The sequence below is a fragment of the Micromonospora sp. ATLC20 genome (genome assembly GCF_057196585.1).
The window spans coordinates 12006-27276 of sequence record NZ_JBXUOV010000076.1 but is presented as its reverse complement, the minus strand read 5'-3'; the positions used below and the strand labels follow the sequence as shown (position 1 = coordinate 27276).

Annotated in this window: 13 protein-coding genes and 1 pseudogene; 8 read left to right on the top strand and 6 right to left on the bottom strand. The window is 72.3% G+C overall.

Annotation, left to right across the window (positions count from 1 at the left end; translation table 11 throughout):
* The 4 genes and pseudogenes from AC2CHG_RS17495 to AC2CHG_RS17480 form a co-directional block, all read left to right on the top strand.
* Positions 1-467 (top strand): annotated as a pseudogene (locus AC2CHG_RS17495) (glycoside hydrolase family 3 protein); the annotation flags it as partial.
* A 121-nt stretch (positions 468-588) separates the two neighbouring features.
* Positions 589-1023: a hypothetical protein gene (locus AC2CHG_RS17490; protein WP_194799604.1), complete on the top strand. Its 435-nt coding sequence runs from the start codon at positions 589-591 to the stop codon at positions 1021-1023.
* Positions 1020-1502 (top strand): thiol-disulfide oxidoreductase DCC family protein, encoded by a 483-nt coding sequence (locus tag AC2CHG_RS17485; protein WP_402809863.1) that lies wholly within the window; start codon positions 1020-1022, stop codon positions 1500-1502. Before AC2CHG_RS17490 ends, AC2CHG_RS17485 begins: the two co-directional genes overlap by 4 nt.
* Positions 1441-2142 carry a TetR/AcrR family transcriptional regulator gene (locus tag AC2CHG_RS17480; protein WP_402809866.1) on the top strand — a complete coding sequence of 234 codons (702 nt, stop codon included), beginning with the start codon at positions 1441-1443 and terminating at the stop codon, positions 2140-2142. The genes AC2CHG_RS17485 and AC2CHG_RS17480 overlap by 62 nt, the downstream gene beginning before the upstream one ends.
* A gap of 170 nt (positions 2143-2312) precedes the next feature.
* Here the strand turns inward: AC2CHG_RS17480 and AC2CHG_RS17475 are convergent, their stop codons facing one another.
* Positions 2313-2978 carry a GNAT family N-acetyltransferase gene (locus AC2CHG_RS17475; protein ID WP_366621783.1) on the bottom strand — a complete coding sequence of 222 codons (666 nt, stop codon included), beginning with the start codon at positions 2976-2978 and terminating at the stop codon, positions 2313-2315.
* A 520-nt stretch (positions 2979-3498) separates the two neighbouring features.
* On the opposite strand from AC2CHG_RS17475, the gene AC2CHG_RS17470 reads away from it, so the two are divergent.
* A complete protein-coding gene (locus tag AC2CHG_RS17470; RefSeq protein ID WP_366621780.1) occupies positions 3499-4017 on the top strand; it encodes a hypothetical protein in 519 nt (172 codons plus the stop codon).
* A gap of 49 nt (positions 4018-4066) precedes the next feature.
* On the opposite strand, the gene AC2CHG_RS17465 is transcribed toward AC2CHG_RS17470, so the two are convergent.
* A complete protein-coding gene (locus tag AC2CHG_RS17465) occupies positions 4067-4804 on the bottom strand; it encodes a Clp protease N-terminal domain-containing protein (protein WP_402809870.1) in 738 nt (245 codons plus the stop codon).
* Between the two features lie 64 nt (positions 4805-4868).
* Between AC2CHG_RS17465 and AC2CHG_RS17460 the strand changes: the two genes are divergently transcribed.
* The gene (locus tag AC2CHG_RS17460) at positions 4869-6581 is read left to right on the top strand and encodes a Na+/H+ antiporter (protein WP_484525135.1); all 1713 of its coding nucleotides are present in this window, start codon (positions 4869-4871) and stop codon (positions 6579-6581) included.
* A gap of 27 nt (positions 6582-6608) precedes the next feature.
* Here AC2CHG_RS17460 and AC2CHG_RS17455 read toward each other — a convergent pair whose 3' ends face one another.
* The gene (locus AC2CHG_RS17455) at positions 6609-9263 is read right to left on the bottom strand and encodes a DUF4132 domain-containing protein (protein ID WP_484525134.1); all 2655 of its coding nucleotides are present in this window, start codon (positions 9261-9263) and stop codon (positions 6609-6611) included.
* Entirely contained in the window at positions 9264-9572 is a 309-nt protein-coding gene (locus AC2CHG_RS17450; RefSeq protein WP_484525133.1) for a hypothetical protein, read from the bottom strand.
* Positions 9573-9685: 113 nt separating this feature from the next.
* Between AC2CHG_RS17450 and AC2CHG_RS17445 the strand changes: the two genes are divergently transcribed.
* Complete coding sequence (locus AC2CHG_RS17445) at positions 9686-11176, top strand: sigma-70 family RNA polymerase sigma factor (RefSeq protein WP_484525132.1); 1491 nt, start codon at positions 9686-9688, stop codon at positions 11174-11176.
* Positions 11177-11197: 21 nt separating this feature from the next.
* Positions 11198-12178: a DUF2804 domain-containing protein gene (locus AC2CHG_RS17440; RefSeq protein WP_484525131.1), complete on the top strand. Its 981-nt coding sequence runs from the start codon at positions 11198-11200 to the stop codon at positions 12176-12178.
* Here AC2CHG_RS17440 and AC2CHG_RS17435 read toward each other — a convergent pair.
* The gene (locus AC2CHG_RS17435; RefSeq protein WP_484525130.1) at positions 12163-13920 is read right to left on the bottom strand and encodes a glycoside hydrolase family 2 protein; all 1758 of its coding nucleotides are present in this window, start codon (positions 13918-13920) and stop codon (positions 12163-12165) included. The two genes, AC2CHG_RS17440 and AC2CHG_RS17435, sit on opposite strands and share 16 nt — an antisense overlap.
* Positions 13917-15245 carry an MFS transporter gene (locus AC2CHG_RS17430; protein ID WP_484525129.1) on the bottom strand — a complete coding sequence of 443 codons (1329 nt, stop codon included), beginning with the start codon at positions 15243-15245 and terminating at the stop codon, positions 13917-13919. Before AC2CHG_RS17430 ends, AC2CHG_RS17435 begins: the two co-directional genes overlap by 4 nt.
* Positions 15246-15271 lie beyond the last annotated feature (26 nt).

Here is a 15271-nt window from a genome sequence, read left to right as displayed (position 1 = left end):
CCACCGGCCCCGCCGACGCCCCGCCGCCCGCCGCCGACGGCCTCGGCTACGCCGCCGCGCTGCGGGCGGTACGCGTGGAGGGCGACCTCGTCCGCGACACCGCGCCGCTGGTGGTGCAGGTGCACGCCACCTCCACCATCGCCGAGGGGCGGGTGCCGTGGGGGCTCGGCCCGCACCTGGCCGCCGGGGTCGAGCAGGCTCGCGCGGTGGCGGGCGAGACCGACCCGGAGCAGTTGCGGCGGCTCGCCGGGGACCGGCCGGTCGTGCTGGTCGGGCGGCACCTGCACCGGCTGCCCGGCGCGCGTGAGCTGGTCGAGGCGCTGGCCGCCACGCATCAGGTGACTGTGGTCGAGATGGGCTGGCCGGGCGCGTGGCGGCCGACGGGCGCGCGCGCGTTCGTCGCCACCCACGGTGCCAGTCACGCCAACGGCCGGGCCGCCGCCGACGCGCTCGGCCTGACCGCCTGACCCGCACCCCCACGCGGCCCGCTGCCCGGAAGGGCGGCGGGCCGCTCTCTTGAACACGTTCAAAATCTGTCGTACGCTCAGGGCGCCAGTGATTTGAACACGTTCAAGAGAGGCTACGGGGATGGACGTGAAGGTCTGGATGTACCTGGCCTACCTGACGGTGAGCATCGGCCTCACCGTCTGGGTGGCACGGGCACTGTCCCGCAACGGGCTGGTGTTCCTGCAGGACGTGTTCGCCGACAGCCGGCTGGCCGAGGCCGTCAACAGCCTGCTGGTGGTCGGCTTCTACCTGCTCAACCTCGGCTACGTCACGGTGGCGATGAAGGAGTCCGGTCCGGTCGGCGACACCAGCCAGGCGCTGGAGCAGCTCTCCATGAAGGTGGGGTTCGTCCTGCTGGTGCTCGGCGCGCTGCACTTCTTCAACGTCTTCGCGCTCGGCCGCTACCGGCGCGGCCGCCTGCGGCAGCAGGCCACTCACCCGCCGCTGCCGCCGGTCAGGATGCTCCCGCCGCAGGGCGGACCGGTACCGGCGGGCCCGAACCCGCCGGCCCGGTGACGTCCGCCCAGGGCGGGCACCCGCAGGATCCCACCGGGCACGGGGCCGGTGGGATCCGCGGGTTCACCGTCCTGTTCGACGCGGACTGCCCGATGTGCCGGGCCGCCCGGCGCTGGCTCGCCTCGCGCGCCCAGCTCGTACCGCTGGAGTTCGTGCCGGCCGGCTCCGCCGAGGCCCGGCGGCGCTTCCCCGGGCTGGACCACGACGCGACGTTGCGCGACCTGACGGTGGTGGCCGACACCGGCGCGGTCTACCGCGGCGACGGCGCCTGGTTCGCCTGCCTGTGGGCGCTCGCCGAGCATCGCGGCACGGCCGAGCGGCTGGCCCGTCCACACCTGCTGCCGCTGGCCCGCAAGGTGGTGGCGGCGGCCTCCGCGGTCCGCGAGCGGATCCGGGAACCGGGATACGGTGACGACGATGACCGAGCAGAGTGCGCCGACGACAGCTGCGGGTGGGCAGGGGTCGACGGCCCGGGGTGAGCAGACCCGCCAGCTGATCCTGGACACCGCGATGCGGCTGTTCCGCGAGCGCGGATACGCCCGCACGACGATGCGCGCGGTCGCCCAGGAGGCGGGCGTGGCGGTGGGCAACGCCTACTACTACTTCGGCTCCAAGGAGCACCTGGTCCAGGAGTTCTACGCGGGCACCCAGCGTGAGCACCGGAAGGCGGCCGATCCGGTGCTCGCCCGGGAGCGGGACTTCGGCCCGCGACTGGCCGGGGTGCTGCACGCGGGCATCGACGTGCTGAGCCCGTACCACGCGTTCGCTGGCGCCTTCTTCAAGACTGCGGCCGAGCCGACCTCGCCGCTCAGCCCGTTCTCCGCCGAGTCGTCGGAGCCCCGGGACATGTCCGTCGCGCTGTTCCGCGAGGCGCTCACCGGGTCCACCGTCAAGCTCGACGAGGAGCTGCGCGAGGCACTGCCCGAGCTGCTCTGGCTCGGCTACATGGGGGTGGTGCTCTACTGGGTGCACGACCGCTCGGCGGGGCAGGTGAAGACCCGGCAGCTCATCGACGGCGTGGTGCCGCTCGTGGACCGGCTGGTGGGGCTGTCCCGGCTGCGCGTACTGCGGCCCGTCACCCGTCAGGCGCTCGCCCTGATCTACACGCTGCGTCACTGACCTCGCCGCCGAGCCTGCCAGCGATTGCGCAGGTGAGAGTCCGTAACCGGACAGTGGCACACCCCTTGTTGACCACCAGCACTAACACATAGCGTTACCGCTGTCGGGGCCTGGGGGAGAGCAGCGGACCGTGGCTCCGGCCCCGGATCCACGGTCCGCGCCAGGCCGGCTCAGCGGGGGAACACGCCGAACGCGGTGAGGCCGCGATCCGGGAAGCCGGCCGCCTCGGCCACCCGGCCGGACGCCGCGTTGCCCGGGTCGTGCAGGTAGGTGGGGATCGCCCCCTCGTCGAGCACCCGGCGGGCCGCCTGCGCGACCAGCCGCCGGGCCAGGCCGCGCCCGCGCGCCGCCGGCACCGTGCCCACCGCCAGCTCGTGCCCGTACGCGTCGTGCCGCTTGATCCCGACGCCGGCCCGGTACGCGCCGTCGGCGTCCCGGACCACCAGCACCTCCCTGTCGAACAGCCGCAGCCAGGGCGGCAGCCCGGGCAGCGTGGGCGGCACCCACTCCCCCACCTCCGGCAGCGGCGCCGGGTCGGTGCACCAGCGGAAGACCGAGGTGTGCGCGATGAACTCGGGCGTGCCGACCGCGCCCGGCAGGTCGGGCAGCCACTCCCCGAGCGGCCGGTCGCGCACCAGGGTCCGGACCGCCTCGACCCGGTCGGCGGCCACCGAGAGGACGGTGCTGCCGCCCGCTGTCACCGCGACGGCCGGGCGCAGCCGCCCGTCCCAGGCCGGGCGGGCGCGGCGGTAGGACCGGACCACGTGCAGCCCGGGGCCCGCCGGCCACTGCCCCAACCAGGTCGCCAGATGAAGGAAGACCCGCCGGTCGAGCACGTGATCATGGTACGCCGGGACGCCGCGCCCGTGTCCGCCGAATTCCGCGATCGCGCCGGGGTTGAGACGCGCGGCAGGCGGGTAGAGGGTCGGCACGCCAGCGACGGACGCCGATTCCTGCCTCCGCCACCGGCCGCAGGACTTCCGGCGCTTCACGGAACCGAAGGCATCGACCCTGCGTCATATTCATTTTCATACATGGACAAGTTTCTCTGGGACGGTAGTGGTCATGCCTCACGAACCGAATGACCGATTCCAGCAGGACCCGGAGCGCGGCTGGCGGGCCGCCGCAGACGCCGGACGGTTCCCGGCGCAGCCGGCGTACCGCGAGGCCCGTGACCGGGGACTCTCCTGGGCCGAACTGAACGCCCAACCGGCTGGCGCCGCCTCCTGGCGTGGCCTCACACCGCTCTGAGGGCGGGCGGCGACACACCGGCCGGGCGGCGTACCGGCCTTCGCACACCTGTGCGGTAGCGTCTTGTGGTCCGATTTCCGGCCTACGACAGGAGAAGCTCCGCGCATGGGCAAGAAGACGATCCACGTCTCCGACTTCACCGGTCAGATGCTCAGCCCCGACGACGAGGTGGTCAAGGTCGTCGTCCTGGAGCACCCGGACCTGGTCGCCGGCCCCGTGCAGCTGGACGCCACCGCGGTCGAGGTGGAGAGCATCGACGACGCGGCGCTCGACGTCGCGGTGGTGGAGATCCACGACCGGCACGGCCACGGTGAGCCGCGCCGGGTCGTGCTGACCGCCAGCGAGTTCGACGCGATGGCGACCGACGTACCGATGGCGCAGCTGCTGCGGACCGCCGAGCGGGTCAAGCCGCCGAAGGCCCGCCGCGCCACCGAGAAGACCGACTACGGCACCATCGAGCACGCCGGGCGCCCGCACCGCGGCCGGGTCACCGAGGAGGAGGCCCGGCTGGTCCGGGAGCACCTCGACGAGGTGAACAAGCGGCTGGCCGACGCCGGCATCCGCCAGGTCGACCCGGCCGACCCGGAGCACGCCGCCCGGTACGGCTTCCCCGTCGCCGGCTGACGGCCCGGACGCCGGGCACGCGCCCCCGTGACGCGTGCCCGGCGCGGGGTCAGGCCCCTTTCCGGGTGATCTCGGCGAGCGCCGCCTCGAACGCCGACTCCAGCGCGGACTTCTCCAGGCCGAGGGCGCGCAGCACGCCGTCGTCGCCCTCCTCCTCCAGCAGGGCGAGCAGGATGTGCTCCGTACCGATGTAGTTGTGCCCCATCCGCAGCGCCTCCCGGAAGGTCAGCTCCAGGACCTTCTTGGCCCGCGCGTCGTAGGGGATCAGGTCCGGGACCGGGTCGGCCTTCGCCGGCAGCGTCGCGGTGACGACCTCCCGCAGCCGCTCCAGGGGTAGGCCCCGAGCCACGATCGCCGCGGCGGCCAGCCCTTCCGGCTCGGCGAGCAGCCCGAGCGCGACGTGCCCCGGGGTGATCTCGGCGTTGCCCGCGGCCCGCGCCTCCTCCTGCGAGGCCAGCACCACGTTGCGGGCGCGCGGGGTGAAGCGGCCGAACCCGGAGTTCGGGTCGAGCGCGGCGGCGGTCTCCGCCTTGGCCGCGGAACGCTTCTGGGCGGCCTGCTTCGTCACGCCCATGCTGCGGCCGATCTCCGTCCACGAGGCGCCGGAGCGGCGCGCCTGGTCGACGAAGTGCCCGATCAGGTGGTCGGCCACGTCGCCCAGGTGGTCGGCGACGAGAACGGCGCCGGCCAGTTGGTCGAGCGCGTCGGTGTGCGCCTTCTTGATGCCCTCGATGAGGTCGTCGAGTCGTACCGGCTGGGTCATCTTGAGCGGTTCGGTCTCCTCCATGCGTCAACCATAGGTTGACGATCTCAGGCCGTCAACCCTCGGTTGACGGTGCCGTCCGCGTCGCATGATGATCTCGACGCGGGTACTGTCGGTCGGGGTGAGCACCCATTCGACACTGCTGTTCGTGCTCGCCGCAGTCGCGGTCGTCATCGCCGTGCGGTGGGTGGCCTCCCGGACCGGCCTGCCGGCAGCCGCGCTGCTGCCACTCATCGGCATCGCGTACGCGCTGCTCCCCGGCCCCAACGTCGGCCTCGACCCCGACCTCGTGCTCATGGTCGTGCTGCCGCCGCTGCTCTACAGCGCCGCGCTGGACTCCTCCCTGCTGGACATCCGCCGCAACCTGCGGATCGTGGTCAGCCTCTCGGTCGTGCTGGTGCTCCTCACCGGACTGCTCGTGGGCATCGGGTTCCACCTGTTCGTGGCCGGCGCGACGCTGGCCGCAGGCATCGCTGTCGGCGCCGCGGTCGCCCCGCCCGACCCGGTCGCCGCCCTGGCCGTGGGCCGCCGGGTGAACCTGCCGCCGAAGATGGTCACGATCATTCAGGGCGAGGGACTGCTGAACGACGCCACCGCGCTGACCATGCTCAGCGTCGCGGTGGCCGCCGCCGTGGGCGGCACGTTCTCGTTCCACGCCGCGATCGGGCAGTTCGTGCTGGCGGCGGCGGGCGGCATCGCGGTGGGCGTGGTCGTCGCCCGGGCGAAACGGCTGGTCCGGCCGCTCACCGCGGACCCGCTGCTGTCCAACGCGATCTCGCTCGCGACACCGTTCGTGGCGTACCTGCTGGGCGAGGGGCTGCACGTCTCCGGCGTACTGGCAGTGGTGGTCGCCGGCCTGATCGTCGGCCACCAGACACCGCAGTTCGGCTCCGGGGCCGCCCGCCTCCAGACCAACGCCGTGTGGCGGCTCGTCGACTTTCTCCTCGAAGGCTTCGTCTTCCTGCTGATCGGCCAGCAGCTCCCCGCCGTCGTGCGGGGCCTGCGCCAGTACGAGACGTCGACGATCGTCATCGCCGTCGCCGTGTCCGTCGGCGTGGTGCTGCTCCTGCGCCCCGCCTGGCTGATCCTGACCCAGTGGCTCCCCCGGTCGCTGCACACCCGGCTCGGCGGCGTCGCCGAACAGGACGACACCGACGACCCTGACGCCGCACGCCGGCTCGGCGGCGTCGACCGCAACGCCCGCGGGCTGACCTCCCGCGAGGTGGTAGCCCTGAGCTGGTCCGGTACGCGTGGCGTGATCAGCCTGGCCGCGATCTTCACGCTGCCGCTGACAACCCGTAGCGGAGATCCCTTCCCCGATCGTGACCTGCTGCTGTTCTGCACCTTCGTGGTCGTCCTGGTGACACTGGTCGGGCAGGGCCTGACGTTCGCGCCGCTCGTGCGCATGCTCGGCCTGCGCGCAAACGAGGCCGACCAGGCCCGGGTACGCAACGAGGCCCGCTCCGCAGCGGTGGAGGCCGCCCTGGCCCGCCTCGACACCGTCGCCGCCGAGGAGCCGGACAGCACTGTGGCCGTCGACACCACGCGGGCCCAGTTGCAGACCCGGCTGGCCCGCTACCGGGGGCGGCTCGACCTGATCGAGCAGAGCGGATCGTCGGAGCTGCCCACCTCACCGGAGTACGAGACGGCGCTGCGGGTCCGCCGGACCGTCCTCGAGGCGCAACGCGAGGAGTTGCTGCGGTGGCGCGACTCCGGCCGGCTGCCGGACGAGGAACTGCGCGTGCTGGAACGCGAACTCGACCACGAGGAGCTGTTGCTGCCGAAGCGGGCGCCGGGCTGACCCTGGGCCCGGCGCCCGCCGGCGGCCTCACAGCTGGTGCAGGATCACCGGATCCTTGATCTTCTTGTCGGCGGCAAGCAGCAACGCCTTGCTGATGATCTCGGTGAGCCGGCTGTCGCCTTCGAAGGGCAGGTACATCTCGGGCTCCTTCGCCTTCGCCGAGTCCGGGATGATGCACAGGTACCGCTCGTCCGGGGCGATCAGGATGTTCCCCGAGCCGCAGTGGATCCGATACGTGTGCAGGTCGCCGCGTACCTCCAGGAACCTGTCGGTGAGCGTGCAGCGGCCGGCGATGGCCAGCCGGGGGATCAGGTCCGCCAGCACCTCCCGGCGTGTCCGGCCGGTCGGGGTCAGCTCGCCGAAGCTGCTCCCCGCCCAGTAGTCGCGGTACCGGCCCTCCGGCCCGCCGTCGTACCAGTTCGGGTCGGCGCCCACCCCGGCCGCGGCCACGAACAGGTCGACGTCGCGCATCACCTCGCTCAGCACGACCGGCGGCACCTCCGCCAGCGGAACCGGCAGGCGCTCTCCCCGGATGAAGAACAGCTGGTCGGTCCCCATCGTGTCGAACACGAGGTCGTCGCCCCGGTCCTCGATCCCGGCGACACCCAGCTCGGCGCGCAGCCCCCAGTCCGGGAGGGCCAGCCAGGGCAGGTTGTACGAGGCCCCGTCGTTGCGGTGCTGGACGTACGACCAGCCGCGCCGGGACAGCAGCGCGTTGAGCCGGTGCTGGCGCACGATGTGCGCGGCGAACCGGTTGGAGTACATGCCCGTGGCCCGCTCCGCGTCGGTGAGCAGGTACTGCTCCCGGTGCGCCTGCTTGAACGGCTGGGTGATCCGGTGCCGGCTGAGGAAATCTCGCCACGACCCCACCGCGTCGGGGTCGAGCACCGGATGCCACAGCCGGACCGTCGCCTCGTCGGCCGGCTCGACCACGGCGTCGTCCACTGTTCGCAGCGCCTCACCGGCCCAGCAGCAGGCGACGCCATCGACGGTCCAGACGAGACGCCGGGCCAGCGTACGGGCCAGCGGATGGTCCAGGAACCGTTCGCGCCACTGCTCGACGGTCCACGAACGGTCGCGCCGCAGAAGCCCTTCCAGCCGGTCGCGGGTGGCGACGAGCGTCGCGGCGACGTCGACGACAGTCGCCTTCAGCTCCTTCACCTCCTCGCCGTGCTCCTTGCGCACCTGGGCCGGAGGCGTCCTGACCACCTTGCCGTCGGCGTTGCGCCACACCACTACGGCGTCGACACCGCGCACCTCCAGCTCGTACGAGCAGTCGCCCAGCTTGTCCGCGAGCGGCAGCCCGAAGCCGGGCAGGGCCATCTCCTCGACGTCCTCCCGGCTGACACCGCGCGCCTCGGCGTGCCGGGTCAGCCCCTTCTCCACCAGGCGCAGGGTGCTCTTGTACGTCAGCCGCGAGGACAGTCGCGCCAGATGGGCGAGCGCGGCCGGGTGATCGGTGTCGACGAGCGCCGCGACCGCGACGTTCGCCAGTTTCGGGCTCGCCGGGCCGTGGCCGGAGATCTTGCGGGCGGCCCGTTCCGCGACCTGGCCGAGGCTGCGCAGTGTCACTTCGGACGGCGGGCACATCGTCCGCATCCAGATCAGTCCCCACAGCAGCCCGACGTTGTAGCGGTCGATCATCCGTGGTGGCATGTCCTTGATGTGGCCGGGGCAGCATGTGGTCATGCGCAGCGGCAGGCCGCGGGCCTGCCCGACGAGCGGGAGCCAGTCGTCGAGCCGGGCGGTGAAATCGTCGACGCCCACCGCGTCGAGCAGCGACCGAGCCTGCTTGCGCCAACCGGCCGTCGGCTTCGCCTTGTCCACCTCGACCGGACAGTGCGCCAGCAGCGCCTCCCACGCGGACCGGCGATCCGCCGGCATCGCCTCGATGTCCGCGACGGCGCGGTCGGCCCACTGCTCACCGACGTTGGGGATCGGCCAGATCCGGTCGGCCTCGTCGCTGATGTCACTCAGCGAGCGCTCGATCCCGGTCCGGCGCCAGGTCGCCAGCGCCGCCGGGTTCACCCGCCCGGCCGACGCCTGCGCCTGGATGGCCTCCCAGGTGAACCGCTTGAGGCCGATGCTCCAGCCACCGAACCCCAGCCATGCCTGACCGCCGAGCCGGTCCAGCCAGGACGCGCCGTCGATCCCGCCGCCGGATCTGACGGCACTGATCAGCCTGCCCTGCCCGGCGCGGTGCTCCCCCGGCACCGTCAACACGTCGAACACCACCTGCCGTACCGGCGCCGGTTGTGCGGCCAGGAGTTCCTCCGTCCGGCGCCACGCTTCGCCCCGAGCGCGGTCCCACGGGCTCTCGTGCTGAAGCGGCAGCCGCGGCAGACGGCCGGCGACTGTCAGCGCGGCGGCGGCACGGCGGTCGTGATCCGCGTCGTCACCGGCCAGGTCGGCCACGGCGGCGGCGACCGACTCGGCCTGCCGCGTGGCCTCCGCCAACAGCTCGGCCTGCGGCGGAGCCAAATCGCCGGGCCCGCGCGGTTCGTTGAGCGCGGCGAGCAGCGCCGGAACCGAGCCGGCCGGCGCCCAGCCGCACACCGTCACCACCTTGTCGACGAACCTTAGCCGGGATGACTCGTTGAGGGTCCGGTCGGGGCGTTCGTACCAGCCCTCGACGGTGGTGATCACATCGCGCAGCGCCGGCTCCGGGTCGTACGTGTCCACTCAGCCACCCACCAGCGGAACGAGCTTGAGGAAGGTGACGCGGGATCCCGCGTGCAGGCGGACCTCCTCGTCCAGGGCGGTGACCTGGCGGTCGTCGACGAGCACCACGAAGGCGTTGCGGCCGAACGCGTCAAGCGTCGTCCGGGTGCGCTCCTCCGGATCGGCGTCCACGCCGGACTCGGCGATCTCCAGGAAGACGCGTCGCCGGATCAGCTCGTCGAGGCGTACCTCTTCCTCGAAGACCTCGATGGTCCACGCCGGCCCGCTCGGCGCTCCGACGACCTCGTCGGTGACTGTGATCAATGGCATGGCGGAGAAGATAGCGCTCTCCTCCGACACCGCACGCATTTTGTGTGACCTGAGCGCGTACCGGACAGTCTCCACGGTGTACGAGATCGTTGCGCGAAGGCGAGGTGGTGAGCGTGTCCTATCCCGCGTACCCGAGCAGGGCCGGCATGTCGGCGGTGGTGGACGCGGCTCGCCGCGGCGACCGGGCGGCGATGGACGAGCTGGTCTCGCACTGTCTGCCGCTGGTCTACAACATCGTGGGCCGGGCGCTGAACCGGTCGGCAGACGTCGACGACGTGGTGCAGAACACGATGCTGAGCGTCGTCCGCGGGCTGCCGGGCGTACGCGAGCCGCAGCTTTTCCGCTCGTGGCTGGTCGCCGTCACGATGAACGAGATCCGCACCCACACGCAGCGCCGGCACACCACACCGGCGCCGCCGGAGGACATCGACAACGTGATCGACCCGCGCTCGGACTTCGAGGACCTGACCCTGACCCAGCTCCGCCTCGCCGACCAGCGCCGGGAGGTCGTCCTGGCCACGCGCTGGCTGGACGACGACCACCGCCACCTGCTGTCCCTGTGGTGGCTGGTCGAGGCCGGTCACCTCAGCCGCGCCGACCTGGTCGATGCCCTGAAGCTGGCCCCGCACCACGTGACCGTCCGGGTGTCCCGGATGAAGGCGCAACTGGACACCGCCCGGCTGGTGGTGCGGGCGCTCACCGCCCGGCCCGGTTGCGCCGCCCTGGCCGACACGGCCGCCGGCTGGGACCGTCAGCCGGCGCCGGTGTGGCGCAAGCGGTTCGCACGGCACGTCCGGGACTGCCCGCACTGCCCGGACGCGACGAACGACCTGGTCCCCGCCGAGCGGCTGCTGGCCGGCCTGGCGCTCACGCCGCCCCCGGCCGCACTCGCCTCGGACGTCACCCGCACGATGCACACCGTCGCCGGGTCGCAGGCCGCCTCGCCGGGCCTCCACGCCGTGACCGCCGGAGCGCGGTCGGGGCTCTCGTTGTCCAAGGTCCTGGTCGGCGTCGCCGCCGTCGCGGTGGCCGGAGGCGGCGCGCTCGTCCTCGCCAACTACCCGAGCGAGCCGAAGCCGCAGCCGGCGAGTGCGGCAGCCGCGCAGCCCTCGGCCGCGACCGCCGCACCGGCGCTCACGCCCTCGCCGGCCGCGGTGGAGCCGTCCCCGACCGCTGCCCGCCCGAGCCCCACCCCCAGCAGGTCGGCGAAACCCAGCAAGTCGCCCAAGCCGACGCCGTCGTCGTCGCCCTCCAGGTCCGCCGCCACGTCCACCGGCCTGTCCGGCCCGGAACGCCGGCTGCTGGTGCTGCTCAACGAGCGGCGTCGCGCGCTCGGGCTGAACGAGGTCAAACTCGGCGCGGCGCAGCACCGGGAGGCGGAGTCCTGCGTACGGCAGAACCTGAACGCGAGCGGCCTGCAGCACTGCGGGCACGAGGTGCTGTTCGCCTCGTCGGGCAACTCCTCGCCGGAGCAGATGATCGAGGCCTGGTTCAACAGCCCCGGGCACAAGACGGCGCTGACGTACGCCAGCTCCCGCTTCGCCGGACCGGCGATCGTGTTCAACGGCAGCCGCCAGGTCGCCGCCATCAACATCGACTACTGAGGCGGTCGCTAGGCTCCGCTGATGACGCACGAGAAGGAGATCGTCGAGCCGGTCGACCTGTGCCTGCCGGACGGGCGGCTCAACCCCGCCGCGGTCGGCTGGACCCGCCGGCCGCTGCACCGGGCGAACCTGCGCGGCCGGGGAAGGGCCAAGCGCTGGGAGTACTGGGGGATCGTGACGCCCACCCACATCGTCGGTCTCGTCGCGTCGTCGCTGGACTACGCCGGGGTGCACGGCGTCTACGTGCTCGACCGCGCCACGAAGGTCGAGACCGGCAAGGACGTCGTGGTCCCGTTCGCCCGTGGCGCCGTGCTGCCGCCGTGCAGTGGCGCGGGCACCGTGGTCGCCCGTGGGAGCGGCCTGTCGATCGACATCGACCAGACAGGCGAGGGCAGCACGATCCGTGCCACCGCGCCCGGCATCGAGATCGACCTCGTGGTGCCGCTCCCGCCCGGCCACGAGTCGCTCGGCGTCGTGGTCCCGTGGAGCCCGCGCCGGTTCCAGTACACGGTCAAGGACGTCGGGCGCCCGGTGCGCGGCTCGCTACGGGTCGACGGCACGACGCACGTCGTGGACGAGCGGGACTCGTTCGCCGTGCTCGACCACGGCCGGGGCAAGTGGCCGTACGCGATCACGTGGAACTGGGCGGCGGGCAGCGGACGAGACGTGTCGATCCAGCTCGGCGGCAAGTGGACCGACGGCACCGGCTCGACCGAGAACGCGCTGTTCGTCGGCGGCCGGCTACACAAGCTCGGCGCCGAACTGCAGTGGAGCTACGACCGCCACGACTGGCTGCGGCCGTGGCGGATCAGCGGTGATCGCGTCGAGGTGGAGTTCCACCCGTTCCACGAGAAGGTCTCCCGCACCAACCTCGGCGTCGTGGCCAGCGAGACCCACCAGTGCTTCGGGCACTTCTCCGGCTGGGTCCAGGCGGACGACGGCGAGCGGGTGGCTCTGGACGGCCTGGGCGGCTGGGCGGAGGAAGCTCAGAACCGCTGGTGACGCAGCCGCTCGTTGACCTGCCGGACCACCTCCTCGGGAAGCTTGACCACGCGCCGGTCGTAGGTGAGCAGCCCGTTCAGCTCATCTTCCACGTCGGACAGCTGGGTGTAGACGGTCGCGCTCAGACCGGTGCGGATCGCGGGCACGATCTGCTCGGTGTGCAGCCGCGTGAACGCCTCCGCCAGTTCCTCGGCGCTGCGGCACCGCCGGTAGCCGAAATCCTTGCGGCTGAAGGCGTGCCCGTCGACGCGCAGGTTGTAGCCGCCGTACTCCGACAGCACCAGCACCCGGCGGTCACCGCGTCGCCGCGGCACCCGGAAGCGGCGGAAGTAGACGTGCAGGCTGCGCAGGTCGCCGCCGCCCTGGTCGTGCCAGCCGCTGGCGTGGTCGACGGTACGGGTGGGATCGAGTTCGGCGACGTCGCGTGCGATCCGGGCCGCGTCGAACTGCCCCCAGCCCTCGTTGAAGGGCACCCACACGGCGAGGCTCACCACGTTGCGCAGATGCTCGACGGTGTCGCGCAGCTCGGCCCGGAACCGGTCCCGTCCGCCCGCGTCGGCACGGCCGAACCAGCGCCGCCACCGGCCCCGGTCGGGCAGCCGCAGCGGCGTCACCGCCGGCGCGGTGACGACCAGCGGGTGGTAACCGCTGCCGCCGTTGACCATGTCCTGCCAGACCAGCATCCCCAGCCGGTCGCAGTGGTGGTACCAGCGCAGCGGCTCGATCTTGATGTGCTTGCGCAGCATGGTGAACCCGAGCCGCTTCATGGTGGCGATGTCGGCGATCATCGCCTCGTCCGAGGGTGCCGTGTACATGCCGTCCGACCAGTAGCCCTGGTCGAGGATCCCGGCGTGGAAGTACGGCCGGCCGTTGAGCAGCAGGCGGGGCACGCCGTCGGGGTCCGGTCCGACACCGAACGAGCGCATGCCGACATAGCTGCGTACCCGGTCCGCGCCCAGCTCGGCGGTCACGTCGTAGAGGAACGGATCCTCCGGGCTCCACTGCCGTACCTCGGGGATCGGGATGCGCACCGCCACGCCGACCGGCGCGGTGGCCTCGGCCACCGCGACCCCGTCGGCCAGGATCCGGATGCCGGCGTCGCCGGCATCCGCCGTCGCGTGCACCGTCACCTCGACGCACCGCTCGTCGAGGAACGGCGTCAGGGTGAGGTGCCGCAGGTGTACGGCGGGCACGCTCTCGGCCCACACCGTCTGCCAGATCCCGGACTGGGCGGTGTACCAGATGCCGCCGCGGCGCAACCGCTGCTTGCCCCGGGAGCGGTGGCCGGTGTCGCTGTCGTCCTGGACCGCCACGACCAGGACGTTGGCGTCGTCGCGGAGCGCGTCGGTGATGTCGCAGGTGAACGGCAGATACCCGCCGGTGTGGCCGCCGACCGGAACATCGTTCAGGTAGACCTGGCAGGTCTGGTCGACCGCGCCGAAGTGCAGCAGCAACCGCGAGCCGGCAGCGTGGAAGCCCGCCGGCAGGGTCAGCGGGCGGCGGTACCAGAGCGTCTCGCCCGGCTGGAGCTGCCGCCCGACGCCGGAGAGCGTGGACTCCGGTGAGAACGGCACGATGATCTCGCCGTCGTAGCGTTCCGGCTCGGCGGGGGAACCGGTGATCGCGTACTCCCACCGGCCGTTGAGGTTGAGATAGCTGTCCCGGGCGAACTGCGGGCGGGGATACTCGGGCAGCACACGCTCCGGGTCGAGCGCGGCACCCCACGGGGTCAGCAGCGTCATGCCCCGGCCTCCCGCTCCCGCCGCCGCAGCGCCACGGCCGGCACCGCGATGAGGACCAGCACTGCGAGCGCCATGAGGAAGATGCCCGGCGTCGGGACCTGCTTCACCACGCCGAGGTCCTCGTAGACCTCGCCGGCGTTCGTGATCACGGCGGCACCGAGGTACGGGCCGACGAGCATCGGGACGAGAATGGCGAAGACCATCCGCAGCCCCTGGACGTGGCCGGCCCGGTCCGGCGGTGAGTAGTCGCGCACGATGGCGCCGATCGGGGCGAGCACCAGCATGAAGCCCGACATCATCACGATCCCGGCGGCGATCACGGGGACCATGCCGCGGGCGAAGAACATCAGCGCCAGGCCGGCGCCGTAGACCACTACCGCCGGCAGCAGGAAGCGCACCTTGCCGACGCGGTCGATGAGCCGCCCGCCGACCACGCTGACCGCCGACGCCGTGACGAGGACGACGGCCAGGACGATCGCGTACCCCTCGATCCGCAGGTACCGCTGCAGGTAGATGATCAGGTACGGCAGGAACACCTGGGTGGAGATCCCCCAGATCGACCAGGCCGCCAGGGCGAGGTAGAGCCCCGGGTTGGCCCGGACGGCGGCCGGGCGCAGACCGTGGACGACGGCGCGCAGGTACCCGCCCTCGTGCCGCACGACTGACGGGCTGTCCTCGACCAGGAACCAGGCCAGCACCCCGGCCACCGCCATGATCGCGCCGATGATCACGAAGAACAGCTGCCAGTTCCCGGCGCGGGCCAGCCCGTCGAACCCGCCGAAGATCACCAGCATCGAGACCAGCGGCATGATGGCGAGCACCGACTCGACCCGGCCGCGGTTCGCAGGCTCCGTCACGTCGGTGACCCACGCCTGGAACGCCGCGTCGTTGGCGCCCGAGCCGAGGAAGGACATCAGGCAGTCCAGCGTGATGACCGCGATCGCCGTGACCAGCACGACGTTCGCGACGGGCGCGATGTCCTGGACGAAACCCACGGTCAGGAAGCCGAAGGCGGCGGTGGAGACGCCCCACAGCAGGTAGCCGCCTGCGATGAACGACCTGCGCCGGCCGGTCCGGTCGGAGAGGGCGCCGAGCAGCAGGGTGGCGACAGTGGCGGTCACGGCGCTGGCGGCGACCATCGTGGCGATCGCGTTGGGATCGTCGGTGATCGTGTCGTACACGAACAGGTTCAGGTAGATGTTCTCGATGGTCCAGGCCATCTGCCCGACGAGCCCGAGCACGATCAGTGCGGTCCAGGTGCGGGGGCGCAGGCCGGCCGGACCGGCCGAGGTGGCCGGGGTGAGCACGCTCCGGGTAGCGGACACGACGGCCTCCTTCGACGGGTCAGAAT